Consider the following 26,738-nt stretch of genomic DNA (forward strand, 5'->3'; position numbering starts at 1 on the left):
AAAACATAGGCTTTAAAATAAAAAAACTCAAGCCATCTGACTTGAGTTTTAAACTGTGGAGAATACGAGATTCGAACTCGTCACCTCTTGCCTGCCAGGCAAGCACTCTAGCCAAATGAGCTAATCCCCCAATTCTTTGGCAAATATAACATTATTTTACATTGAAAAGACAAATTAAAAAACAACTTTCTGTTCTGATAAAAGGATGACTTTCTTCATAATATTTTTAACTTTACATAAAAACAACTAAAATGGCACTAGAAAATCCAACAGGTTCATTAACCACTACAATCGACAATACGATTGCAACGGTAGAATTTAGTCATCCAGCAAGTAATTCTTTTCCAAGGAAATTGTTAGATGCGTTAACTGAAAAGTTGAACGAGCTGAGTGTTAATGCTGGCATTTCTGTAATTATTTTACGAAGTGAAGGAACAGCTGCTTTTTGTGCCGGAGCTTCTTTCGACGAACTTTTGGCAGTATCCAATCAGGAAGAAGGAACGCAATTTTTCTCGGGATTTGCTAATTTAATAAACGCCATGCGCAAATGTTCTAAAATTATAGTGGGACGTATTCATGGAAAAGCAGTAGGAGGTGGTGTAGGTATTGCCGCAGCCTGCGACTATGCTTTTGCGACCATTGATAGTAGTATTAAACTTTCGGAACTTGCTATAGGGATTGGTCCATTTGTGATTGAGCCTGCGGTAAGCCGTAAAATTGGTAAGACGGCAATGACAGAAATGACTCTAGCGGCCACCGAATGGAAAAATACAGATTGGGCTCAAGACAAAGGGCTTTACGCCAAAGTTTTGGAAAATCAGGTGGAGTTAGATATTGATATAGCTCACTTTACTACAAAGCTAGCTTCCTACAATCCAGAAGCCTTGGTGCAAATGAAGAAGATAATTTGGGAAGGAACTGAGGACTGGGATGCCTTATTGCTGAAAAGAGCAGCAATTTCAGGCGAATTAGTACTGTCTGATTTTACTAAAAATGCTTTAGGTCAATTTAAAAAACAATAAGAAATGAAAATTACAGCTCTAATACAACAAGTCGATATAGCGGGAAAATTGAAAAATGCAACTGATAGTAATTACCAGATAGGTGTGATTATTGGTTCCGTCATTCCATTTGTTGTTTTACTAGGATTGGCTTATTGGATGTATGCTTCTGCAAAAAAAAGAGATGAAAACGGTTAATTTTTCACTAAATTTGCAAGCAAAATTATACGGAAATGAGCAATATCAGAATTACAAAAAAATTTAGTTTCGAAACTGGTCATGCGCTATATGGGTATGATGGCAAATGTAAAAATGTTCACGGACATAGTTATAAATTGTCAGTAACTGTTATCGGGAGTCCTATCGAGAATCGTAATGATGTAAAATTTGGAATGGTTATCGATTTTACCGACTTAAAAAAAATTGTAAAAGAAGAAATTGTAGATCAGTTTGATCATGCCACCGTTTTTAATGAAACCACCCCTCATGTAGAATTGGCACACGAATTAAAAAATCGAGGTCATCATGTTATATTGGTGAATTACCAGCCTACAAGCGAAAACATGGTAATTGATTTTGCGCAAAGAATAATTGGTAGGTTACCCGCAGGTATCAAGCTTTTTTCTTTAAAATTACAAGAAACAGATTCTTCTTTTGCTGAATGGTACGCTAGCGATAATTTGTAATTCAAAATTCATACTTTAATTTCATGCAATTAGCCAACAATAAAAAAATTTACTTCGCCTCAGATCAGCATTTTGGTGCTCCAACAGCAGAAAATAGTTTGCCAAGAGAAAAGCGATTTGTGGCTTGGCTTGATGAAGTAAAAGAAGATGCTGAAGCGATTTTTCTTTTAGGAGATTTGTTTGATTTTTGGTTCGAATATAAGTCAGTTGTTCCAAAGGGCTTTGTTCGTGTCTTAGGTAAATTAGCTGAAATAAGAGATAGCGGAATTCCAATCTATTTCTTTGTTGGGAACCACGATTTATGGATGGAAGATTATTTCCAAAAAGAATTGAATATCCCTGTATTTTATGATAATCAAGAATTTACTTTCGGGGATAAAACATTCCTTATTGGCCATGGGGATGGTAAAGGACCAGGCGACATGGGCTACAAGAGAATGAAAAAAGTGTTTACAAATCGTTTTTCAAAATGGCTTTTTAGATGGCTCCATCCTGATATTGGAGTGCGTTTAGCGCAATATCTATCGGTAAAAAACAAACTGATATCTGGAGATGAGGACGTAACTTTTTTAGGTGAAGATAACGAATGGCTGATTCTCTATTCTAAAAGGAAATTGGAAACTAAACATTACAACTACCTTGTTTTTGGACACCGTCATTTACCGATGAAAGTGAACGTAGGGGAAAATTCAGAATACGTTAATCTTGGCGACTGGATTAGCTATTTCACTTATGGAGTTTTTGACGGAGATACATTCGAAATAAAAAAGTACTAATTCATTCCTTCGCCATATAAATAAGAGTCCAAATTAATTTTAAATAAAGTTCCTTCAACCAAGTCTTTTACGGCATTTAATTCTTGCATGGAAACGGCTAAATCAATCTGAGAACAAGGCGTTTTTAGTAAAAATTTATGGCATTTATTTTTTAGTTCGCAATCATCACAACAGCTATTTAAGGCATAACTTTCTTCTATACATTTCTTAAAGACTTGTAGTTCTTGTTGTGAAAAATAAAATCCAGTTTCTCTAAAGATCAATTGCACTTTGTCGACTAGTACGTCATTCTCTTTTCTCCAATAAAAAGAAGTCCCTGAATCATTATGGTATATTTGTTTTATTTCTTGCATTTGAATAATGTTTGAAACAAATATAAACATTATTTATAATAATTCTAAATAAATACTAATCATTCTAGGTTTTCGTGTTCTTCTAAATCTTTTCTCAAATCAAGTTTTCTAAAAGAAGGAGAAATGAATCCCGTAAATGCCACTATTATGAGTGTCATGCTTCCGCCAAAAACAACAGCCGTTACTGTTCCCATTAATTTAGCAGTAACACCACTTTCAAAAGCACCGAGTTCATTTGAAGAACCTACAAACATTGAGTTTACAGCCGAAACTCTACCGCGCATATGATCAGGAGTTTTAAGTTGTAGAATCGTTTGACGGATTACAACTGAGATACCATCAAATACACCACTAAAGAACAAGGCCAAAAGCGATACCCAGAAAATCGTGGAAAGTCCAAATACTATAATACAAATACCAAAAGAAAAGATTGCGATCAATAACTTCATTCCGGCATTCTTACTCAACGGAACATAGGCTGTGATTAACATTGTAATAAAGGCTCCTACTGCTGGGGCTGCTCTTAAAAAACCAAATCCTTCCGGACCAACTTTTAGTATGTCTTGTGCAAAGATGGGTAATAGCGCTATGGCACCACCAAATAGAACAGAGACCATGTCAAGAGTAATCGCTCCTAAAATAGTTTTGTTATTGAAAACGAATTTTATTCCTTCGGTCAAACTCTGCATTACGGGTTCTCCTATTTTCGGATTTAATATCGGTTTTTTTTCTATTTGCGATAAAAATAATAATGCAAAAACAGAACAGGCGAAAACAGAACACATTGACCAATGTACACCAATCAAAGTAATCGAGAAACCAGCAACGGCAGGTCCTACAACTGAAGCTATTTGCCAAACAGAGCTACTCCAAGTCGCCGCATTAGGATATACTTTTTTAGGAACAAGCAAGGATAATAACGAAAAGATAGTGGGTCCTAAGAAGGCGCGAACTAATCCGCCAAGAAAAACTAAAAAGTAGATGGAGTACAAAATCGTTTTTAGAGAATAATCATGTACTATTGCTGGCCAGGTCAATAAAAACAGCCCGAAACTGATTACTGAAAAAGCCAAAATACATTTTACTAAAAGTCCTTTCTTTTCCTTTTGATCCACTATGTGACCGGCAAACAAAGCCATAGAAATAGCAGGGATTACTTCCATTAATCCAATAATTCCCAGTGAAAGCGGATCTTTGGTGATGCTGTAAACTTGCCATTCAATCACTATAAATTGCATAGACCAAGCAAAAACCATGGCGAAACGCAATAACAAAAAAGTATTAAACTCTTTATAACGCAATGCTGCGTAGGGATCTTTCTTAACTTTAGGGGTACTCATTATTTAATATTTTTTAATCTCAGTTGAATCGAAATCTTACCGTTCCATTCATTTTCATCTATACAATACACCGCTTCAAAGGGTTCTTGATTTGTAGTTAATTCCATTTTATTGCCTAATCCGAAACCTATGGCCGGAATGCCTTCAGAATTATTTTGTTTTACAAACAGTTTCAAATGAGCATTGTCTTCACCTAGTTTTTTGGCGTAGCCAGTATCTTTTACATTTTTTGTTAGAAATACAGGAGTCATGTTTAGCGGACCAAAAGGTTCAAACTGTTTTAATATTCGGGTGAGTTTAGGGGTAATATCTGCAAAATCTATTTCGGCATCAATCTCAATTTCTGGGATTAGCATATCGGGATGAATCGTTTCCTGCACTTGTTTTTCAAAGGCTTCTTTAAAAATGGAATAATTCTCTTCTTTTAATGTCATTCCGGCGGCGTACATGTGTCCACCAAATTGCTCCAGATGTTGCGAGCAGGCTTCTAGTGCATTATAAACATCAAACCCTTTTACGGATCGTGCCGAGGCGGCATATTTATCACCACTTTTTGTAAAAACTAAAGTAGGTCTATAATAGGTTTCAATCAATCGAGAGGCAACAATACCAATTACGCCTTTGTGCCAGTTTTCCTGATAGACAACTGAGGTAAAGCGGTCTTTTTCTTCGTTTACTTCAATTTGTAACAGGGCTTCTTTAGTAATTTGCTTGTCTAAATCTTTTCGATCTGAGTTGTATTGTTCTATTTCTGAAGCAAATTGCTGTGCTTGTTCAAAATCAAATTCCGTTAATAATTCTACGGCATGATTGCCATGTTTGATTCGTCCTGCGGCATTAATTCTTGGTGCGATGATAAAAACAACATCGGTAATATCTAAGGTTTGTTTTTTGACTTGATGAACTAAAGCTTTGATTCCCGGTCTTGGATCACTATTAATCACTTGCAAACCAAAGTAAGCGAGTACGCGGTTTTCTCCAGTCATAGGTACGATATCTGCAGCGATTGCGGCCGCAACCAAATCGAGATAAGAAGTCAGATCTTCTATTTTCTGGCCTTGGTTTGATCCTAACGCCTGAATTAATTTAAAACCAATTCCGCATCCGCACAATTCATCATAAGGATAGCTGCAGTCGTCTCTTTTAGGATCTAAAATGGCAACAGCTTCTGGTAGCGTTTTTCCGGGTCTGTGGTGATCACAAATGATAAAATCGATATTTCTTTCTTTGGCATAAGCCACATGATCGATTGATTTTATACCACAATCTAAGGCAATTATTAGCGAGATGCCATTGTCATCAGCAAAGTCAATTCCTTTAAATGAAATTCCATAACCCTCGTCATAACGATCTGGAATATAAGTGGCAACGTTAGGATAATATGTTTTTAAATAGGAAGATACTAGCGAGACAGCAGTAGTTCCATCGACATCATAATCGCCAAAAACAAGAATGTTTTCCTGATTTTCGATTGCTAATTCAATGCGAGCCACTGCTTTCTCCATATCCTTCATCAGGTAGGGGTCATGCAGGTGGTCTAGAGACGGACGAAAGAAATTCTTAGCATCTTCAAAAGTTTCAATCCCGCGCTGTACTAATAAGGTAGCCACAAAATCCTCCACATTTAAGGCTTGCGCCAAATGCTTGATTTTATCTTCGGAAGGTTTTGGTTTAATGGTCCAACGCATAGTCTATGTGGGGTATGAATTATGTTGTTATATCGATTTTAAAAATCAAAATAGGTTGCAAAACTGTTTATTTTAAAACTAGAGCTTCACCGTAATATGCAATTCCGTCCCAACCCGTTTTCATAAAGTTCCGAATGTTTTGGTGGTTTGTTCCTTCAGGATCCCCTAAAACTTCTTCATAATAATAAGCACCAAAACAAGATAATGTTGCTGCTTCAGACAAGTTTTGCAATTCAGCAAAAGCAAACAATTTACACGAACCAGAGTTCTCTCCCGCTGCATTGTGGAGTAATCCATTTTCGAATGCTGTTGGTGAAAAAACATAATTTTCCTCAATTACCGCAATCGTTTCTGTAAATGTGATGTTTTGTGGAGTTTCTTTTAATTTTTCTAAAAAGACGTTTAGATTCATGTGCTTAGTTTGTTAAAATTGGGAGGCAATGTTTATGGCCGCAACTACTGCTCCTTCCATGTATCCTGGATTTGCGGAGGCAGTTTCTGAACCAGAAATATATAATTTGTCGTTTAATAACGGTTTTTTATAGTCGGGATGTCCATTGTTCTCATGTCCCATGAGCAGATGTTCGTAAGGGAAAAAGGTAAGTGATTCTTCGCGCCATACTTTTTCGTGATAAGCTACGTAATTTCCAGCTTCAGGCCCAAAAAGTTTGGTGAGCTGAAGGATTACTTTCGCTTTTCGTTCTTCTTCTGACAGCATATGTGTACCGCCGTTTAGAAATCCTTTTAATGCATAACCCTTGTTGTCAGCAGTGCTGTGGTCATACATTTCCTGGATGATGCTGGCTTGACTGAATAGCGTACCGGAATACTTGTTATCTCTCCAAAAGGGGCTTGCGTATTCCATTGCAAATTTTATGGATTCGCCCATCCAAGTATGTGTTTTTCGCGCTAATTGCTGAATAAAATCAGGTAAGCGTGGCTCGAAGGTTATAGTTTGAACTAACAAATGTGGCGGCAAAGTGGTGATAACTGTTTCGGCTTTGCACACGATTCCGTCAGAAGTTGAAACCTCTAAATGATTATCAACTTCCTTTATAGTCGTTATTTTAGTTTGTGTTTTGATGTTTTGAATCCCCACTTTTTCCACTAATTTTTCAATTAATGTAGACGTTCCGCCAACGATGCGATAAGAGGGTTCTTCGGCATCTGAAATTTCAAATTTTTGCGGAGGCACAAAGGACATAGTTTCAAAGAAAGAGATGCCTTGGGTATGTTGCCTAAAATAGCTTATTTCGAGTTCGTCTAGTAAGGCAATAAGATTTTGGTGCGGCTTGCTGAACCAAGTGGCGCCCATTTCCATTGTGGCTCCACTTGTGCCGGTGACTGTTTCTATACGGCCGCCAATGCGATTGTGGGCTTCTAATATAATGACTTCAAGCCCTTTTTTTTGTAACAAATAAGCGATCATTAAACCCGATAGACCGGCACCGATGATTATGATTTTTGCGTTATTCATGTTTTATTCGTCTTTCTGAAATTTACTTTTTTTCACTTCTTTAGTTATTGGTTTTCCACCAATCACGACAACAATTTCACCTCGTGGAGCTATTTTTTCAAAATGAGTTAAAACTTCTCGGGTTGTTCCTCTGACGTTTTCTTCGTGTAATTTTGAAAGTTCACGCGATACGCATATCTGTCGGTCTTCGCCAAAATAGGTGATGAATTCTGCCAGTGTTTTTAATAATTTATGTGGAGAAACATAGAGAATCATTGTTCTAGTTTCTTCGGCAAGCTCTAAATATCGAGTTTGGCGTCCTTTTTTCTCGGGTAGGAATCCTTCAAAAATAAATTTGTCATTTGGCAATCCGCTATTGACTAAAGCAGGGACAAAAGCAGTGGCGCCTGGCAGGCACTCCACGGTTATGCCGTTCTCTACACAAGCACGGGTCAATAAAAAACCTGGATCTGAAATGGCAGGTGTTCCAGCATCAGATATTAACGCAATGGTCTCGCCAGCTTTTAATCGTGAGATTAAATTTTCAATGGTTTTATGCTCATTGTGCATGTGGTGACTGTACATGTGTGTGCCAATCTCAAAATGCTTTAGGAGTTTTCCGCTGGTGCGGGTGTCTTCGGCAAGAATCAAGTCTACTTCTTTTAGAATCCTGATGGCTCTAAAGGTCATGTCTTCAAGATTACCGATTGGTGTGGGAACTATATATAATTTTGACATACGCTGTTATGCGGGAATTTTATTAGTATTTCGAAATTTATTTAAAGGAATTTTTTTTCTATGATATCCATAAAACGTTCGGCATAATCATCTTTTCCTTCCCAATTATTATAATCTGGTTTTACCATTTCTTCAATGAAATTACGTGTTTCATAGAAATTATCAAAAGTGATTAATTGACTTAGTACACGGTTGTAATCTTCATTGCTGTTGCCAAAAAGATGTTTTACAAATGCGATTCGGTCATTAAGATCAATCTCAATTCCTTTTGAAAGTTTATCGTTTAGTGAAACCGTTTTTGATTCAACTGTTTTTTCGGGTGCCTTAATTGGCGCTATCTCCTTCTCTTCTGTTTTTTCTACAGCTTCAAATACTGTTTCTGGAGGTAATGCTGGTACTTCGTCGACTTTTACAAAGTGTGGTTCGCTATAATGTCCTCCAAGTAGATCTTCAAAAGAAATTTGCATGGTTTGCTCTTTCTTAGGTGTTTCAACTTCGGTTTCTTCTGTTAGTTCAAAATCAGTGTTAAAGTCAGTTACAGCTTCTTTTTCAGTTACTGGCTCTTCATCTTCAACCATTTCTTCTTCAGTGTTTTCCTCTTCATCCTCACGATCTTCAACTTCGTCTGTTTCCTCGGTCTCAGTTTTGTTTTCCTCGGCTTCTTCTTCGATAGCTTCGATATCTTCTAACGGCTGCTCTGCTATATCTGCCGCAAAGTCACCTAACTCTTCTGCTTCTTCGGCAGTAAGTTCTTCATCTACCTCTTCAGTAGTACTTTTCTCTTCGGTAGGTTCTTCCGTTGCAGCTGGCTCTTGTATATTTACTTCTTCGGCAGGAGTTTCTTCTATAGGAGCATATTTAAAAATTACATCTTCTGTTGGCTCTTCCTTCTCAGGAACTTCCTTAACGGGGACTATTTCAGTCATTTCAATCATAGTCTCAACAGGTAGTTCTTCACTTTTGTCATAAAAAGCTTGGATATCTTTTTCGATTTCAGCATGGCCTATTGTAGGTTGGACAGTACCATAATGCTCATTAACAAAGCGTAAAACCGACAGTTTTTCATATAGTTTTTGGGTTTCCAAAAACAATTGATTGATGTCAGACTTATTCTTAAGTTGTAATATTCTGTGAGCAATGCTGACTAAATCGGCTTCCAATCTTTTTTTCATGACGTTTGAATTATGGTATGTATGGCGTATGTGTTTATAATTTTCTATAATTTTTATCCTACGTAGGGAATAAGGTCCTTTAGTAGGGAACATTTAATTTTTAATTAAGCGTTCACAAATCATCGAATTGATAAAAATTTTCTATTTTTGAGACTACGTAAAAGTATAAAATCTTAAGTCGGTTTATTACGTTACAAAGTAATAAAAACTATTCATTTTTTAAGTTAGAAAAATACAAAAATGTTTCTCGAAAATACAGTAAATCATAAAGAACAATTTGGTTGGATCGAAGTTATTTGCGGTTCGATGTTTTCGGGTAAAACCGAAGAACTTATTCGACGTCTGAAAAGAGCGCAATTTGCCAAACAAAAAGTGGAAATTTTTAAACCAGAAATCGATACCCGGTATCATGATGAGATGGTTGTATCGCATAATGCTAATGAAATTCGTTCTACGCCAGTGCCTGCCGCAGCAAACATTGCTATTTTAGCACAAGGATGTGATGTTGTAGGAATTGATGAGGCGCAATTTTTTGATGATGAAATCGTAAGAGTTTGCAATGATTTAGCTAACCAAGGAATTCGTGTTATCGTAGCTGGATTAGATATGGATTTCAAAGGAAATCCTTTTGGACCCATGCCGGCGTTAATGGCTACAGCCGAATATGTGACCAAAGTTCATGCAGTATGCACGCGTACTGGGAATTTAGCAAATTACAGTTTCCGTAAAACAGACAATGAGAAATTAGTTATGCTTGGTGAAACCGAAGAATATGAACCACTAAGTCGTGCTGCTTATTATCATGCGATGAGGAAAGATGAGGAGGAAAAGTAGGATCCTCTCCCCAGCCCTCTCCGAAGGAAAGGGAGGCTGAATTTAATTAGAATCAAAAAAATCTAGATAACAAAAAACCTTTCTGAGTGTCAGAAAGGTTTTTTTATTTTTCAATAAATCAGAAATCTAAGATCAACACTCTTATATCTTCTTCCTCATTCGTGCAACAGGAATGTCCAGTTGTTCTCTATATTTTGCAATGGTTCTTCTTGCAATAGGATAGCCTTTTTCTTTTAGCAATTCTGCCAATTGATCGTCTGGATATGGTTTTTTCTTGTCTTCTTCCTCAATGATATTCTGAAGAATTTTTTTGATTTCCAATGTAGAAACATCTTCTCCCTGATCATTTTTCATCGCTTCCGAGAAGAATTCTTTAATTAGTTTAGTTCCATAAGGAGTTTCAACATACTTGCTGTTAGCTACGCGGGAAATAGTTGATATATCAAGACCAACCAAATCAGCAATATCTTTCAAAATCATTGGTTTCAACTTCGTCTCATCGCCTTCTAGAAAATATTCTTCCTGATAATGCATGATTGCATTCATAGTGACAAAAAGCGTTTCCTGACGTTGTCTGATTGCATCTATAAACCACTTAGCTGAATCTAGTTTTTGTTTGATAAATTGAACGGCATCTTTTTGAGGGCCTGATTTATCAGTAGACTCCTTATAGGTCTGCATCATTTCCTGATAATCTTTAGAAACATGCAGGCTAGGGGCGTTCCTTCCGTTTAAAGTCAATTCTAGTTCGCCATCAACAATTCTAATGGCAAAATCTGGAACTACATTTTCTGTAATTTTATTGTTTCCAGTAAAAGCTCCTCCCGGTTTTGGATTGAGTTTTTCTATTTCGTGAATTGCTTTTTTAAGCTGCTCATTCGAAACATTGTATTTTTGGATTAATTTCTCGTAGTGCTTTTTTGTAAAGGCATCAAATTGGTTTTCGATAATGTCAGTCGCCAGTTCTACTGATTCTGTAGGTGTCTTGTGTTTCAATTGCAACAATAAACATTCTTGTAAATCACGGGCACCCACTCCTGAAGGTTCTAATTCATGGATTACATGTAGCATTCTTTCTACAGTAGGTTCATCAGTGTAAAGTCCTTGTGTAAACGCCATATCATCAACAATATCAGGAACACTGCGACGGATATAACCCATGTCGTCGATACTGCCTACTAAAAATTCTGCAATATCTCGTTCATCATCGTTCAGGATAAATGTATTCAACTGATTGATTAGATCCTGATGAAAACTAACAGGTGCGGCTAATGGAGATTCGCGCTCTTCATCGTCGTCACTGTAGTTGTTGGTTTGGGTTTTATAATCAGGGGTGTCGTCGCTACTTAGATATTCGTCGATATTAATGTCTTCTGCATCCACTCTATCGGATTCAGAATCATCATAGTCGTCATAATCTTCGTTTTCAAACTCGTCTTTCTCGTACTCATCTTCCTCTTTACCGGCTTCTAAAGCGGGGTTTTCATTCATTTCTTCCAACAAACGTTGTTCGAATGCTTGCGTAGGCAATTGAATTAACTTCATCAGCTGAATTTGCTGAGGAGATAATTTCTGGGATAACTTTAAATTTAAAAATTGCTTTAGCATTTATTTTTTGTATGAAAGTGTAAGGTTTAAGGTTTAAGGTTGCAGAACTTTCAAACAACTTTAAACCTTAAACTTGAAACAAAATTGTATTAAAATTCCGCGTTCAATGGTGTTCTTGGAAAAGGAATTACGTCACGTATGTTTGTCATACCAGTAACAAATAATACTAGTCTTTCAAATCCAAGTCCAAAACCAGAGTGAACCGCTGAACCAAATCTTCTAGTATCTAAATACCACCATAATTCTTCTTCGTCAATTCCTAAGGCTTTCATTTTTTCGACCAAAACATCAAAACGCTCTTCTCTTTGTGATCCTCCCACGATTTCTCCAATTCCAGGGAAAAGGATATCCATGGCGCGAACTGTTTTTCCGTCTTCGTTCAAACGCATGTAAAACGCTTTGATATTTGCTGGGTAATCAAACAAGATTACGGGGCATTTAAAGTGTTTCTCTACTAAGTAACGCTCGTGTTCTGACTGTAAGTCAGCACCCCATTCGTTAATGATATAGTTGAATTTTTTCTTTTTATTAGGAGTACAATCTCTTAAAATGTCAATTGCTTCAGTATAAGACACGCGTTTAAAATTGTTTTCCAAAACAAAATTCAGCTTGTCAAGTAAAGCCATTTCGCTTCTTTCTGCCTGTGGTTTTGATTTTTCTTCGTCTAATAAACGAGTTTCTAGAAATTTCAAATCCTCTGGACATTTCTCCATCGTGTACTTGATCACGTACTGAATGAAATCTTCGGCCAAGTCCATGTTGTCATTCAAATCATTAAACGCTACTTCTGGTTCAATCATCCAAAATTCAGCAAGGTGACGAGAAGTATTTGAGTTTTCGGCTCTAAATGTAGGTCCAAAAGTATATACCTGACCTAAAGCCATAGCATAAGTTTCTGCTTCTAGTTGTCCTGAAACCGTCAAGTTAGTTTCTTTCCCAAAGAAGTCTTCTTTATAATTTACTTTTCCGTCTTCGGTTCTTGGTGTACCATCAAATGGCAAAGCGGTTACTTTAAACATTTCACCAGCACCTTCAGCATCAGATCCAGTTACGATAGGCGTATTTACATACACAAATCCTTTTTCTTGGAAATAACTGTGAACGGCATAAGATAATACAGAACGCACACGCATGATAGCACCAAACATATTCGTACGCACACGTAAATGTGCATTTTCACGCAAGTAATCTAAACTTGGTTTGTTCTTTGGTTGTATTGGGAATTTCTCAGCATCTGAATCTCCAAGGATCTCTAGTTTTGCAACTTGAATCTCAAATTTTTGTCCAGCACCTTTACTTTCTACCAAAGTTCCAGTTACAGAAATAGCAGCACCAGTAGTAATTCTTTTTAAAGTTTCATCAGGAGTGTTCTCAAAATCAACAACACATTGTATATTATTGATGGTTGATCCATCATTTAAAGCGATAAATTGATTGTTTCTAAAAGTTCGTACCCATCCTTTTGCATTTACTTCATGAAGCGCCGTTGTACTGTTTAGTAAGTCTTTAACTTTTGTATGTCTCATTTTAATTTTAGATTTTTAACTATACCATTGATGATATCAAAGGGTATCGAAGAATAGTAAATGCAAATATAATTGATTTGTTTTAATTGTCATTATAGGGAATGTGTCAAAATGGAGCTTTTTCCCGCTATTCGCTATATCTTTTACTTTTTAAAGAAAAAAGTAAAAGGATGCCGCTGCTATCGGGGCTAGGAAATGGTGGGATTATGGTTTTTGAAGAAAGGTTTTAAAAAGTGTAGCAGTACTTCAAACCGAAGCGCTTGTAGATTTACTTCTTTTTATAAAAGTACTGAAATTGAAATAAGCTCCATAGATAAAAAAGAAAGGCAAAGCTATTAGCGAAATGGTTAAGCCAAGATATGAAAACACAATAATCAGCAAGTAAATTATTGAAATAGTTTTAAGCGCTTGATACTCTTTTTTTGCAATAAAGACTATTCCAATGGGTAAAGTAAATCCCGTGAATAGAAATACATAGATGATTAAAATATATAATTCAAAGAATTTATTTATTATGAAATAATCATAGAATAGCGGCATCACAACACCAAATAGAAATATGATAAATGCAATTCCCAAAAGTAAAAAATGAAAGTTATTTTGTAAATTATTAGTATTCACCTTTGCGTAGTTTATTGAAATAAAATAGTTGACTTATGAATTTTGATTAACCTAAGTATGTGGTGCTTAATAAAATTAGTAATTTTAGCGGACAATTTTATAATTATAAAGCTAATTTCTTGTTTGTAACAAAAAACGCCTAATTTGCTAGCTCAATTATCTGTAATGAAAAAAATATTTTTTGCCCTTTCCTTAGTTGTGATATTCACTTCTTGTACAAGTCAAACCAAATTAGGAAACCCAGAGGTGAATCCAGCTGAAATCCAGAGAAAGTTTATGGATTGGTGGACATATCAATACAATGAGATCATGCTTTCTAGAGATTTTGTAGCATTAGATTCTAATTCAAAAGAAATTACTAAAGAGGCTTTTCTGAAAGTGTTAAGTGAAGGAAATTATATTCCGATTCGGTTAGAATCAGACAAGGACGTTTTTTATTACAAGCTTTTTAAAATTGAACCAACATCAGATACAAGTATTAAGGCTTCCATCGCTGAAACGGCATTCAATGAGATTCAAAATTATAAAAAAGAAGGCGAACCATTTCCAGAATTTTCATTCAAAGATTTAAACGACAATTTGATTACAAATGAGAATCTAAAAGGAAAGATTGTTGTTGTAAAATGCTGGTACATTCATTGTGCAGCTTGTGTCAAAGAATTTCCTGATGTCAATCAATTGGCAAGCAAGTATAAAGATCGAAAAGACATCGTATTCCTAAGTCTAGCCGAAGATTCGCCAGAACAATTAAAGCCTTTTTTAATTAGAAAACCGCTTTCTTATGCTGTGGTGCCTAATATGAAAACGTATATGAATTTGACCTTACAACTCAATGCTTTTCCCACCCATTTCATCATCAATAAAAAAGGATTTATCGTAAAAGTGTTATCAGATTACAAAGCTTTAGAGGTTGCATTGGTAAAAGTAAGTGAGGAATAAATTCATTATTTAGCTTATCGGATGGTTTTTAAACATAAAAAATCCCGCCTTTGACGACGGGAATTTTAATAGATTTTATATTTATTTATTCTCCTCCATTTCCATGATTAAATTGGCAATAAGTGCAGTCCATCCCGTTTGGTGTGAAGCGCCAAGTCCTTTTCCATTATCGCCATCAAAAAATTCATAAAATAAATGCTGTCCTTTAAAATGTTCGTCTTTTGAGAAAACATGGTTGTGATCATCAGAATGGTATTGAAACTTACCTTCGTCATTTCGTTCAAAAAGTTTAATTAGTCTTTTTGTTAATTCGTTTGCAATTTCGTTTAAGTTCAATTTTTTTTCTGATCCTGTTGGGAATTCATACACATACGTAGGTCCGTAAAACGTATAGTATTTACGTAACGACTGGATAATCATATAATTCAATGGCATCCAGATAGGACCACGCCAGTTTGAATTTCCACCAAACATACCCGAACGGCTTTCGCCAGGTTCATATTGAATTTGGTGATGACCTTCATCTCCAAAAACAAAAGGATGCTCTTTATGGTATTTAGAAAGAGAACGAATACCGTAATCAGAAAGGAATTCGTCTTCATCTAATAAGCGTTTCAAAAGGTGTTCTAATCTAAAACCACGCATAATCGAGAATAGAAAATTACCGTCTTTATTGGCGTTCTCTATATTTGAAATTAAGGAAGCCAGATCTGGACGTGTTCTTATGATTTCCTTTGCTCGTCTTTGAAATTCTTTTAACTCTTTAAATAAATCGATATTCAAGATTTCGACAGCAAACATTGGAATAACACCAACTAAAGAACGCACTTTTAAACGTTCTGTACTTCCATCAGACATTTCAACAACATCGTAATAGAAATTGTCCTCGTCGTCCCAAAGCGAAAGATCTTTTTTTCCAATATGGTGCATTGCCCAAGCGATATTTAAAAAATGCCTGAAAAACTTAGCCGATATTTCTTCGTAAATTTTGTTGGTTTTTGCTAATTCAAGTGACATGCGCAACATGTTCAAAGAGAACATCGCCATCCAACTCGTTGCATCTGCCTGTTGCATTTTTTTAATTCCCTCCGGCATATGGTTGCGGTCAAAAACTCCAATGTTGTCTAAACCTAAAAATCCTCCTTCAAATAAGTCAGTACCACTAGTATCTTTTTGGTTTACCCACCACGTAAAATTGATAAGGAGTTTTTGAAAAGCTTTTTCTAGAAATGGAGTATCTGCTTTGCCTGTTCGCTTTCTGTCTTTTTCATAAACAGTCCAGACTGCCCAGGAATGAACTGGTGGATTTACATCACTGAAGTTCCATTCATACGCTGGAATTTGGCCATTGGGGTGCATGTAACTTTCTTGCAAGACTAATAAAAGTTGTTGCTTAGCAAAATAAGGATCTATTTCTACAAAAGATGCCATATGAAAAGCTAGATCCCAAGCGGCGTACCAAGGGTATTCCCATTTATCAGGCATAGAAATAACATGTCTGTTATTAAGGTGTTGCCAGCTAAAATTGCGGGAGTCAGTTCTTCTGTTGGCTGCTGTTTCATCAGTGCCACCAAATATCCATTTGTGAACATTGTAATAATAAAATTGTTTGGTCCATAACAATCCCGAAAAAGCACTTTTTGCAATAGCTTGGTGCTCTTTTGGAATATCTTCGCTTATGATTTCGTTGTAGAATGTTTCACATTCCGTTTTTCTTAAATCAAATATCGCATCAAAATTTTCCCAAGGATTTTCTAAAGCGACATTGCTTAAACGTATGTTGACACTTTTTTCTTCGCCTCCTTTTAAATTAAAATGATGCCAAATTGCCGCTTTAGTACCAGACTTCTCTGGATTTATAGTTGGTTCTCCGCTTATAACATGGTTGTTAATTCCGTCTTTAACATACTCATATTCATTAGGGGAATTATAAATGCGCTCGTTGTTTGTTTCGTTTTCGCAGAATAATTGTTCACCTTCATTATGATAAAGATAGTAGTCGTCACTTCGGCTACTTTTAGAAACAATGGTGTTCTTAGAAACAGATTCCATATTAGGACGTGGATGTCTGTTGTTGTGTTTCCAGAAATTACGAAACCAAAGATGGGGAAGTACATGAATTACTGCTGTATCTTTTCCTCTGTTGACTACGGTAACTTTCATCAGGATATCATCAATATCCCCTTTTGCATATTCGATATAACAATCAAAATAAGCATTGTCTTTAAAGCTATCAGTGTCTAGTAGTTCAAATTCTGTTTCTTCTCTACTTCGGTGGCTGTTGGTTGCTATTATTTCCTCATAAGGAAATTCATTATGCGGGTATTTATAGAGGTATTTGTTGTAGGAATGGGATGGTGTTGAAACTTGATGAAAATAAAGTTCTTTAACATCTTCTCCGTGATTTCCTTGATTATTAGTGAGTCCAAATAAGCGTTCTTTTAAAATGGGGTCTTTTCCGTTCCAAAAGACGGGAGCCAAACATAAAATTTCACGAGAATCACAAAAACCACCAATTCCTTCCTCACCCCAGCGATACGCATTACTACGTGCTTTGTCGTGATTAATAAATTCCCATGCATCCCCATTTTCACTGTAATCTTCACGAACGGTTCCCCATTGTCTTTCGGCTAAATAAGGGCCCCATTTTTTCCAATTTTTGTAATTATCGGGAACGGCTAATTTTTCTGCCTCAGAAATTTTATGAGTCATATATTGTGATGTAATAATTAATTTCTTAGGCTTAAAAAGATCAAGCCTTTATTGTAAACCGAACAGCTAGAACGTTAAAATATTCTAATCAATTCTTTTCTTTAGAGTGTGGGGTAAAAATAGGATTTATTTTTAATAAGTAGTTAAGCAATTGGTTACTATTGCTTAATTGTTAGCTATTGTGAGGATTCATTTAGTATCTCGTAAAAATAAATAGTATTAATTGTCGAACTCATACTGAGTTTTTTTCGGATAATGCATAAAAAAACTTCCGTCTTTCATGACGGAAGTTTTAATTGTTTGATAAAAACTAAAGGACTCTAAGTCCGTTGTGATTTATTTATTATTCTGAACATGAACATCTATTTGTGGAAAAGGAATGTTGAGGTCGTAATCTGGGAATTTAGTATACACTTTCTCGTTCATATCAAAGAATACTCCCCAATAGTTAGGGCTATCAACCCATACACGTACGGCAAAATTCACAGAACTATCTGCGAGTTCAGATAAACCGATAAAAGATGCAGGGTCTTTTAAAATACGGTCGTCCTCAGCAATAAATTGGTTAATGGCTTTTTTAAAATTCTCAACATCATCGCCATAAGCGATACCAAATTTCCAGTCTACTCTTCGTAATGGTTCAGTAGAATAATTGATAAGTGCATCTGTAGATAGAGGTCGATTAGGTATAATCACTAATTTCTTATCTGGAGTATTCAGCATAGTCGAAAAAATGTTGATTTCCTTTACTGTTCCTGAAAAACCTTGTGCTTCAATAAAATCGCCAATTTTAAAAGGTTTCAAGATCAAGATAATTACACCACCCGAAAAGTTTTGTAATGTTCCTGATAATGCCAATCCAACGGCTAAACCTGCAGCACCAATAATTGCAACAAATGAGGTCATCTCAATACCAATCATTCCCATTACAGTAATGACGACTAGGGCTTTTAGTATGATGTTTGTAATACTTCTTAAAAATGGGACAAGAGATTGATCGATTGATGATTTTTCCAATGATTTTCCAACTGCTTTTGTAATTAAATTGGTAACCCATAAACCAATAAACAGCACTAGTATGCCGCCGATTAATTTAGGTGCGTATTCAAAACCGAAGTCGATTATCTTGTCAAGGTAGGTGTTTACAGCTATAACTTGTTGATCCATTTTTATTGTTTTTAATTTTTTCTACTCTTTAGGCTTTTCAATTTCTCCCCGTTTTTATAGTGGTCACTGGTCTCCACTTTTTAGTGTTAGCACTACATCAGTGAGCGGGCTAAAATTTGTTGGTTTTTTTCTTAAACTATCGTTTCGGTTGGTTGTATTCATAGCCTTTTGGTGAGAGTTAATACATCTTCTTAACGGAGTTAAGTCTTCTCCACTCGAATTGTCGCGATTTTCAAATATACATATTTTAAAAAGTAACTCATAATAAACGGGGGGTTTCGGGTATAAAAAAAGCTTCCCATCTGTAAGGAAGGGAAGCTTTTTTGAGTTTTATAGGCGTTTTTTTTAAGCGTACTAATTATTTATCTGAATCTTCAGTCTCTTTATCTGGTTTGCTTAAAACATCAATTTTTGGCTCGATAAATTCCTGTTTGTTGGTTAACGACTTGTTCAAGGTTAATACCAAACAAGGCAATAACATCAGGTTAGACAACATCCCGAAAGCCAACGTGATTGCAATTAATCCACCAAGGGCAACGGTACCACCAAAATCAGAAAGCATAAACACAGAGAAACCTGAGAATAAAACGACCGAGGTATAAAACATACTCAAGCCTGATTCTCTAATGGTAGCAAAAACAGATTTTTTTATCTTCCAGTTATTTCGAGTTAATTCCTGACGGTACTGTGCTAAGAAGTGGATGGTGTCATCGACCGAAAGTCCGAAAGCAATACTAAAAACTAATATCGTTGATGGCTTTAACGGAATGCCAAAATAACCCATTAATCCGGCGGTAATCATTAACGGCAACAGATTAGGGATTAAGGAAACGACCACCATTTTGAAGGAGCGGAACATGAATACCATCAGTAAAGAAATCAGAAAGACTGCAAAAAGTAGGGACATCAGTAAGTTGTCAAGTAAGTATTTTGTTCCTTTTTCAAAAACTAATGCCTTTCCAGTCATCACCACTTTGTAGCGATCAGAAGGGAAGATTTTATTGATTTTGGTCCAAAGCTTATTTTCAATGTTCGCCATGTTTCCAGTTCCAATATCTCGCATGAAAGTCGTAATACGAGCCACCTGACCGGTGCTGTCCACATAACTTTTCATGATGTTGTTTTGGGTGTTTTTAGTTGCGTTTTTGGCATAACCCAAAATAAAACTTTGCTCCTGAGAAGTAGGTAAGTCATAATACTCAGGATTACCGTTATAGTACGCCTGCTTAGAATATTTAACTAAATTCAGAATGGAGATTGGTTTTGAAAGTTCAGGGATTTCTTCGATAGTCTCTTGAAGTTCATCCATCTTTCTCAATGTGGAAAGCTTCATGACTCCTTTTTTCCTTTTGGTGTCTACCGTAATTTCCAATGGCATAATTCCATCAAATTCTTGTTCGAAAAAAATAATATCCTGATAAAAGCCAGTGTTTTTAGGCATGTCTTCAATCAAACTTCCAGAGGTTTTAATTTTTAAAGCACCAATGCTACTTATTAAAAATAAAAAGATAGCCACAAGATAGACATGGCGTCTGTTGTATTTTACCATTTTTTCGATCCAAGCCATGAACACTTTTGTATAATTACGACTTAAATGTCTCAAGTGTTTTTCTTTTGGAACAGGCTGGTAGCTATAATAAATTGGTATAATAATAAGGCATAAAAAGAACAGGGCAACAATACTTAATGAGGAAATGATACCAAACTCTTTTAATAACTCACTATTAGTAATAATAAAAGTGGCAAAACCAGCAGCTGTGGTTAAGTTGGTCATCAAAGTAGCGGTTCCTACTTTTGTAATTACACGCTGTAATGCACGGGCTTTATTTCCATGAGCAATATATTCCTGCTGGTATTTATTAGTAAGGAAAATACAATTGGGAATTCCGATTACGATAACCAGTGTAGGGACCAGAGCGGTAAGCACCGTGATTTGATAATGGAATAATCCAAGTAGTCCAAAAGTCCACATAACACCTATGATTACAATCAACATGGCGATTAATGTAGCTCTGAAAGAACGGAAAAAGAAAAAGAATATCAACGAAGTCAGTAATAAGGAAACTCCGATGAACAAACTAATTTCGTTCATAATGCTCATTGCATTAAGTGTTCTTATGTAAGGCATCCCAGAAACACGTAAATCTATACCAGTCTGTTTTTCAAAAGCTTCAATTTTTGGGATGAAATCCTGGACAATGTAGTCTTTACGATGTGCTGTATTGACGATTTTTTTATCCAAATAAATGGCTGAGCGGATTGTTCCATTTTTCTTATTAAAAAGTAAGCCTTCGTAAAAAGGCATGTTTTGGAACAAATCTTTTTTGATCGTATCAAGATAAGCTTTGTTGACAGTTTTGGCTTGATCAACAAACGGAACTAATTCAAAAGTTTGAAGGGAATCATTTTTTTGCAATTTCTTCAAGTCGCTGATTGAAATAATCAGATCCACTTCTTTTTGTGCTTTGAGTTCAGTCATTAATTTAGTCCAGGCAGCAAATGCTTTTGGAGTAAAAAAAGCATCGTCTTTCACACCTATGACAATTAAATTTCCCTCTTCTCCAAATTTGTCTAGAAAGGCATTGTATTCTTTATTGACGATATGGTTGTCTGGAAGTAGATTGGCCTCCGTAAATGAAAACTGTATGTTTTTCCATTGCAGTGCTAAAAAAAGTGTTATTAAAACAATAACACCAAGGATGACGATTCTGTTTTTAAGTACAATACGGGCAATAAGTTCCCAAAATCCTACTTTTGATTTCTTTTTCATAAGTGTTTTAAAAATGGGTGCAAATGTAGTGAAAACCAACACAAAAGCCACAATTTATATGAATCTTTTTATGTGGTTTAGACCTGGTTTTTATCTGTTTTATCTCGCTTTTTTCTTTCGCTGAAAAATTAATTTTAGCCTTGTAAAACGTATTATAGAATTTTACATCTTTGTATGATTTTTGAAATTAATATGCCAATGTACAATGGATTTGAAAAAATATAAAAACACCCTGTTTTATATAGGGGTGACCGGAGGTTTTACTGCGTTGATTTATTGGATTATTACTAAGGGGAAACTACTGGAAAAAAGAAACAATCTAATAGTTTCAGAAACAGGAAATAGTTCCTGGAATGATTTTATATCTTCCATGGAACATAATTTTGAAGATCCTTTGGCTATACTCTTGGCTCAAATTGTAATGATTATCCTAGTGGCCCGTCTTTTTGGCTGGGTTTTTAAGAAGATTGGGCAGCCAACCGTTATTGGTGAAATAATAGCGGGAATAGTTCTAGGGCCCTCCTTATTGGGGATGTATTTCCCTGGTTTTTCGGCGGCTTTATTTCCTGTTGAATCCTTAGGGAATTTAAAATTTCTTAGTCAGATAGGGCTTATTCTTTTCATGTTTGTTATTGGTATGGAACTCGATATTAAGGTGCTAAAAAATAAAGCCAGTGAAGCAGTTGTAATAAGTCATGCCAGTATTGTCATTCCTTTTGCGCTAGGTATTGGTTTGTCTTATTTTGTATTTAACCAATTTGCACCTCCAGGTGTTCAGTTTCTTTCCTTCAGTTTATTTATGGGAATTGCCATGAGTATAACGGCTTTTCCAGTTCTGGCAAGAATCGTTCAGGAAAGAGAAATTCATAAAACTAAACTTGGAGCTATAGTAATTACTTGTGCTGCCGCTGATGATATTACGGCTTGGTGTCTGCTTGCTGTGGTGATTGCAATAGTAAAAGCGGGCGATTTTATTAGTTCGTTATATGTAATTTCGCTTGCCGTAATTTATGTTGTGGCAATGATTTTTATTGTTAAGCCTTTTTTGAAGAGAATAGGTGATTTGTATGGTTCTAAGGATAGTATTGGAAAACCGGTAATGGCTATTTTCTTTCTTTTTCTAATTCTGTCTTCTTATGCTACAGAAGTAATTGGTATTCATGCTCTTTTTGGAGCTTTTATGATGGGATCCATTATGCCAGATGTGACTAAATTCCGAATGATATTTATCGAAAAGGTAGAAGATGTTGCGGTGATTCTTTTATTACCCTTGTTTTTTGTTTTCACAGGATTAAAAACAGAAATCGGACTTATAAATGATCCGTATTTATGGAAAGTTACTGGAGCAATTATTATGGTTGCTGTCGTGGGTAAGTTCCTGGGAAGTGCGCTGGCTGCAAAATTTGTGGGACAAAACTGGAAAGACAGCTTTACGATAGGTGCTTTAATGAATACCAGAGGATTAATGGAGTTGATTGTGTTAAACATTGGGTTAGAGCTTAAGGTTCTAACTCCTGAGGTTTTTACAATGATGGTAATTATGGCATTGGTTACTACTTTTATGACGGGACCTGCTTTAGACTTAATAAATTATTTATTTAAAGACAAAAGTGAGCCTGATGCCGAAGAAATAAACAATCAAAGTAAATACAGAATACTATTTTCTTTTGGAAATAACGAGAAGGGAAAATCACTCTTGCGATTAGCGAATAGCCTGACCCAAAAACAGAAAAGTAAATCTATTGTTACTGCGATGCATCTCTCCCTGAGCGATGAGCTACATACTTTTAATATGGACGAGAAAGAAAAAGATAGTTTCTTACCCATTTTTGAAGAGTCAGAGTTATTGAATATAGAAATTAACACCATTTTTAAAGCAACGATAGATATCGAATCTGAGATTGCAGATGTGGCAAATCAAGGGGATTACGACTTGTTGCTTGTAGGTTTAGGAAAATCAATTTTTGAGGGAACTATTCTTGGTAAAGTAATTGGTTTTACCACCAGAATTATGAACCCGGACCGATTAATTGATAAGTTCACGGGCAAGGAAGGCTTGTTTGAAAATTCTCCTTTTGACGAAAGAACCCGACAAATTGTTGCCAAAACAAAAATGCCACTGGGAATCTTGATCGATAAAGAATTTCAAAATATAGATCAAGTATTTATTCCAATTTTTAAATCAGAGGATTCTTTTTTAATTGATTATGCCCAAAAATTAATTTATAATAATGATTCAAAGGTTACTATTCTAGATGTAAACGGTCATGTAAAGAATAACTTTGTTCTTCAAAGCGCAGTGGCTTCTTTAGAACAAATACATCCTAATAATTTAGCAATAGTAACCGATAAGATTGTAAGTTTGCCTTTTCTTGATAAACAAGACTTAATGCTTATTAGTCTTGAAAGTTGGAAATCATTATTAGAGTCAGATAGCGATTGGTTGATTGGCGTTCCCTCTGTTTTAATTATTAAGCCATAACTTATGCATTGGATTTTATTAATCATAGGAGGATTGTTCGAGGTTGGATTTGCATCTTGTTTAGGCAAGGCCAATGAAACAAAGGGAATTGAATCTACCTATTGGATGTTGGGTTTCTTAATTTGCCTTAGTGCAAGTATGCTGTTGCTCTATAAGGCGACCCAAGAACTACCTATTGGTACTGCTTATGCTGTCTGGACTGGTATAGGAGCAGTGGGGACTGTTTTGGTAGGGATTCTTGTATTCAAAGAGCCAGCTACTTTCTGGAGGATTTTCTTTTTGACGACTTTAATAGCTTCCATTATTGGTTTAAAGTTTGTCTCTAGTCACTAAAGTCCTAGATTAAGAACATAGCTAAGTTTTACAGCAATGTTGTCTTCAAGTTGAGGTAATTGATTGGGGCCATAGCGGTAAAATGCGGTAAGACCTAGTCCTTTAAAAATTTGATTGAGTTCGATTCCAGATTCAAAATAACCCTCATTCAGGGTTTTGTAATTCAATCCTGCATGTTGTTCGGGTTTTTGTAAATTTCCCCAAGCCATTCTGGATACCAGAACTAGAGAAGGTTTTACTTTCTTAAAAATAGTAACTCTATTGAAGCCATGTTTAAATTGGAAATAGACAAACTCATTCGAGAAAAATTCATTGAAGAACATCGTTTCAAAACTATTTTTTCCTGCAAAGGTGATTCTTTGAATGATGGTTTCTTTCGTAATATTATTTGGAGAGGTGTTGTACAAATGGGTTAAAGGAATGTCGCCTATAGCATAACCTGCTTCGAAAAGTAAATTTGTTTTTTGACCATTCAAATATTTTTTCTCAAACTCTGTTTTAAAATCTATTTTACTGAATTTAAAGTCATTATCTAGTGCTTTTGGTAAGGACTGCGTAAACTGAAAAGTGAATTTTGGAAAACGTTTTTCTACTTCAACTCTGCCAGTTGGCGTTTGCATATAATCACTGAAAGGATTCCATTGCAAGGAAACCATAGCTGTTGTCATAATGTAATTGGAGTATAATTTACCGTTTAAATTATATACATAGTTGAATTTGGGTTCGATTTCAGAGCGATTCAAAGTCCAGATACTTTCTGTTTTAGGAATGATTTGGGTTTTTAAAGAGGCTTCCCAGCTCGCGTAATTATAAAATGTACTAATGTTTATAGGTCGAGGATCGTACAGTTTAAAAGGTCTTTTTTCGATAGTGTATAAACTGTTAGCTATCTCCCTGACATCGTTCGTGTAGGATACGCCAATCCAGGAATCAGAAAGTTTACCCACACGTGCAGATAGCCCTGCATTATATTTGAAATTCCCGTCTTTTGTACCGTAAGCGGTATAGCCCTCAATTCTGAAATTTTTTAAAAACTGATCATTTGTAATTCCTCCAAAACCCAATCGAAACCCTTCATAGTTATTGTAACTTATAATTTTCCGTAAGTCCATATCAAAAAAACCTAAAGGTAAAAACCCGTTGATAATTTTTCTGCCAAAACGAATTCGGCTTGCAATTCTTCTTTTGACAGCAATACTGTCTAAAGCTAAATAGGTTTTTTGGCTTCGAATGTCCAAACTGTCCTTACGATAGGAATTCCAAAAACGTTCTGGTTTATTAATGGCGTCGTTTTTTATTTCGACAGAAATATAGCTTTGCTTTATTTTGATTGGGATGTTATACTGAATGTCAAAATTATCGGTTTTAGATAGTAGATATGTAAAGTCGGAAGCTGTTTTTTTTCTCGACTTGAAATCCTTTTCAACGTCACCGTCAAATTGAATCGTTCCACCAAGTATTTTTATATCATCGTCATTTTTTCCTTTTATAATTTTAAACGTTTTGCGAATGGGGAACCAAATCTCTTCCTCGGGAATGTATTGGAATTCATGAATGCCACTGATATCAAGAACTCCTTTTATTCGCATAATCGCCTTGGAAATGGCAAAATTATTTTGGTCAATATATAGCACGCCTTCGAGTCCTGAAGCCTTACTTTTCTTTTTGTTCTTAAAATAAATCATGTATGACATTCTTCCATCTAGGGAGATGGTGTCCAGTAATTTATAATTGTAATCATTTAGGGCGTCAGTAGCGATAGGACTGTTGTACTTAGTTTCAAAAAGCTCATAACGAGAATCATAGACTGAGAAGGATTGTAGATTGAACGCTAAAATTTCATAAATAGGTTGTTTAAATCCTGCCATTTTTGTTCCTAAAATAGTTTCTTTTAATTTTTGATTCCCAAATTGATATTGCGATACTTTCTCCGTTTGAAATAGATGTTGCTTTCTTACAATCTCTTTAAATTTATAAGCAGAGGAGTCGATTTTAGAGAAGGTCTTACCAATCTTTTTTTCAATAAATACCGAGTCAATAGCTCCTTTTAACGAGTCAGGATTTGCGGAAACTATTAGTTTATTATAGGACTTAAATTCAAAACTGCTAAGCTTTTCTTGAGGATTGTTATTCTGTTTATTGGCGATTACTTTTCTAATAATGGCCAATGCAGGATTTTTATTCGAAATCAAAACCTCCTTTAAGTCATCTCTTTTTGGGGTTAGGAAAATGGCATAATAATTTTTTTCTTTTATGACAGGAACCGTAGTTTTAAAATGTCCAATGTAGGAAACTTCAAAAAATGAAATGCTGTTTTTTGAGAAAATACTAAATTTTCCGTCTACATCTGAAATGGTTGTGGAGCCGTCAGTAGCAGTAATTGTTGCAAAAGCAAGCGGTTTGTTTGCTGTGGATTCTTTTACAATTCCGTTGAGCTGAAATTGAGCTTGGATTGAAAAAGTAAAGAAGAAAAACAGTAGGCAAAAATGCTTCATAAAAAGTTTTATTACAAAACGACCATAATCAAATTATGGTA

22 protein-coding genes and 1 tRNA gene are annotated in these 26,738 nt (G+C 35.5%); 8 read left to right on the forward strand and 15 right to left on the reverse strand.

Translation table 11 applies throughout. The features are described from left to right. Positions 1-56 precede the first annotated feature (56 nt). Positions 57-130 (reverse strand) — tRNA-Ala (locus QO182_RS14435). Positions 131-251: 121 nt separating this feature from the next. On the opposite strand from QO182_RS14435, the gene QO182_RS14440 reads away from it, so the two are divergent. The 4 genes from QO182_RS14440 to QO182_RS14455 are packed head-to-tail and all read left to right on the forward strand — an operon-like array spanning position 252 to position 2,463. Next, on the forward strand, positions 252-1,022 hold the full coding sequence (locus tag QO182_RS14440) for an enoyl-CoA hydratase/isomerase family protein (RefSeq protein WP_371562333.1): 771 nt from the start codon (positions 252-254) through the stop codon (positions 1,020-1,022). A gap of 3 nt (positions 1,023-1,025) precedes the next feature. Then, positions 1,026-1,199, forward strand: coding sequence for a hypothetical protein (locus QO182_RS14445; RefSeq protein WP_371539450.1), 174 nt, complete (start codon positions 1,026-1,028; stop codon positions 1,197-1,199). A gap of 35 nt (positions 1,200-1,234) precedes the next feature. Further along, positions 1,235-1,687: a 6-pyruvoyl tetrahydropterin synthase family protein gene (locus QO182_RS14450; protein ID WP_371539448.1), complete on the forward strand. Its 453-nt coding sequence runs from the start codon at positions 1,235-1,237 to the stop codon at positions 1,685-1,687. Between the two features lie 23 nt (positions 1,688-1,710). Continuing rightward, positions 1,711-2,463, forward strand: a complete 753-nt coding sequence (locus QO182_RS14455; protein WP_371562335.1) for a UDP-2,3-diacylglucosamine diphosphatase — start codon at positions 1,711-1,713, stop codon at positions 2,461-2,463. Here QO182_RS14455 and QO182_RS14460 read toward each other — a convergent pair. The 7 genes from QO182_RS14460 to QO182_RS14490 all read right to left on the reverse strand — a co-directional run bounded on the left by QO182_RS14460 (position 2,460) and on the right by QO182_RS14490 (position 9,210). Further along, a complete protein-coding gene (locus QO182_RS14460; RefSeq protein WP_371562337.1) occupies positions 2,460-2,816 on the reverse strand; it encodes a hypothetical protein in 357 nt (118 codons plus the stop codon). The genes QO182_RS14455 and QO182_RS14460 overlap by 4 nt on opposite strands. 59 nt (positions 2,817-2,875) lie before the next feature. After that, positions 2,876-4,156, reverse strand: coding sequence for an MFS transporter (locus tag QO182_RS14465; protein WP_371539439.1), 1,281 nt, complete (start codon positions 4,154-4,156; stop codon positions 2,876-2,878). After that, positions 4,156-5,844, reverse strand: coding sequence for a single-stranded-DNA-specific exonuclease RecJ (gene recJ, locus QO182_RS14470; RefSeq protein ID WP_371562338.1), 1,689 nt, complete (start codon positions 5,842-5,844; stop codon positions 4,156-4,158). Before recJ ends, QO182_RS14465 begins: the two co-directional genes overlap by 1 nt. A 67-nt stretch (positions 5,845-5,911) precedes the next feature. Further along, positions 5,912-6,256, reverse strand: coding sequence for a HopJ type III effector protein (locus QO182_RS14475; RefSeq protein WP_371562340.1), 345 nt, complete (start codon positions 6,254-6,256; stop codon positions 5,912-5,914). A 12-nt stretch (positions 6,257-6,268) separates the two neighbouring features. Next, positions 6,269-7,321, reverse strand: a complete 1,053-nt coding sequence (locus QO182_RS14480; protein WP_371562341.1) for a flavin monoamine oxidase family protein — start codon at positions 7,319-7,321, stop codon at positions 6,269-6,271. A 3-nt stretch (positions 7,322-7,324) separates the two neighbouring features. Further along, positions 7,325-8,038 carry a 16S rRNA (cytidine(1402)-2'-O)-methyltransferase gene (rsmI, locus tag QO182_RS14485; RefSeq protein ID WP_371539428.1) on the reverse strand — a complete coding sequence of 238 codons (714 nt, stop codon included), beginning with the start codon at positions 8,036-8,038 and terminating at the stop codon, positions 7,325-7,327. A gap of 41 nt (positions 8,039-8,079) precedes the next feature. Then, complete coding sequence (locus tag QO182_RS14490) at positions 8,080-9,210, reverse strand: hypothetical protein (protein WP_371562343.1); 1,131 nt, start codon at positions 9,208-9,210, stop codon at positions 8,080-8,082. Positions 9,211-9,450: 240 nt separating this feature from the next. On the opposite strand from QO182_RS14490, the gene QO182_RS14495 reads away from it, so the two are divergent. After that, positions 9,451-10,044, forward strand: a complete 594-nt coding sequence (locus QO182_RS14495) for a thymidine kinase (protein ID WP_371539422.1) — start codon at positions 9,451-9,453, stop codon at positions 10,042-10,044. Positions 10,045-10,185: 141 nt separating this feature from the next. Here the strand turns inward: QO182_RS14495 and rpoN are convergent, their stop codons facing one another. The 3 genes from rpoN to QO182_RS14510 form a co-directional block, all read right to left on the reverse strand. Continuing rightward, entirely contained in the window at positions 10,186-11,652 is a 1,467-nt protein-coding gene (gene rpoN, locus QO182_RS14500) for an RNA polymerase factor sigma-54 (protein WP_371539420.1), read from the reverse strand. An 89-nt stretch (positions 11,653-11,741) separates the two neighbouring features. Continuing rightward, a complete protein-coding gene (gene asnS, locus QO182_RS14505; protein WP_091090873.1) occupies positions 11,742-13,178 on the reverse strand; it encodes an asparagine--tRNA ligase in 1,437 nt (478 codons plus the stop codon). A gap of 246 nt (positions 13,179-13,424) precedes the next feature. Continuing rightward, positions 13,425-13,799 (reverse strand): hypothetical protein, encoded by a 375-nt coding sequence (locus QO182_RS14510; protein ID WP_371539417.1) that lies wholly within the window; start codon positions 13,797-13,799, stop codon positions 13,425-13,427. Between the two features lie 165 nt (positions 13,800-13,964). Between QO182_RS14510 and QO182_RS14515 the strand changes: the two genes are divergently transcribed. Continuing rightward, positions 13,965-14,738 carry a TlpA family protein disulfide reductase gene (locus tag QO182_RS14515; protein WP_371562345.1) on the forward strand — a complete coding sequence of 258 codons (774 nt, stop codon included), beginning with the start codon at positions 13,965-13,967 and terminating at the stop codon, positions 14,736-14,738. 81 nt (positions 14,739-14,819) lie between these two features. Here QO182_RS14515 and QO182_RS14520 read toward each other — a convergent pair whose 3' ends face one another. The 3 genes from QO182_RS14520 to QO182_RS14530 form a co-directional block, all read right to left on the reverse strand. Continuing rightward, positions 14,820-17,450: a glucosidase gene (locus QO182_RS14520; protein WP_371562347.1), complete on the reverse strand. Its 2,631-nt coding sequence runs from the start codon at positions 17,448-17,450 to the stop codon at positions 14,820-14,822. Positions 17,451-17,786: 336 nt separating this feature from the next. Then, positions 17,787-18,617 (reverse strand): mechanosensitive ion channel family protein, encoded by an 831-nt coding sequence (locus tag QO182_RS14525; protein ID WP_371562349.1) that lies wholly within the window; start codon positions 18,615-18,617, stop codon positions 17,787-17,789. A gap of 358 nt (positions 18,618-18,975) precedes the next feature. Next, positions 18,976-21,387 (reverse strand): RND family transporter, encoded by a 2,412-nt coding sequence (locus QO182_RS14530; RefSeq protein WP_371562351.1) that lies wholly within the window; start codon positions 21,385-21,387, stop codon positions 18,976-18,978. 211 nt (positions 21,388-21,598) lie between these two features. Here QO182_RS14530 and QO182_RS14535 point away from each other — a divergent pair, with 211 nt between their 5' ends. Together QO182_RS14535 and QO182_RS14540 are read left to right on the forward strand one after the other, a co-directional pair. Further along, a complete protein-coding gene (locus tag QO182_RS14535; RefSeq protein ID WP_371562375.1) occupies positions 21,599-23,869 on the forward strand; it encodes a cation:proton antiporter in 2,271 nt (756 codons plus the stop codon). A gap of 3 nt (positions 23,870-23,872) precedes the next feature. Beyond that, positions 23,873-24,202, forward strand: a complete 330-nt coding sequence (locus QO182_RS14540; RefSeq protein WP_371539403.1) for a multidrug efflux SMR transporter — start codon at positions 23,873-23,875, stop codon at positions 24,200-24,202. On the opposite strand, the gene QO182_RS14545 is transcribed toward QO182_RS14540, so the two are convergent. After that, positions 24,199-26,697 carry a DUF5686 family protein gene (locus QO182_RS14545; protein WP_371562353.1) on the reverse strand — a complete coding sequence of 833 codons (2,499 nt, stop codon included), beginning with the start codon at positions 26,695-26,697 and terminating at the stop codon, positions 24,199-24,201. The two genes, QO182_RS14540 and QO182_RS14545, sit on opposite strands and share 4 nt — an antisense overlap. Positions 26,698-26,738: the final 41 nt, after the last annotated feature.

It is taken from the genome of Flavobacterium sp. Arc2 (genome assembly GCF_041431385.1).
Classification (GTDB): Bacteria; Bacteroidota; Bacteroidia; order Flavobacteriales; family Flavobacteriaceae; genus Flavobacterium.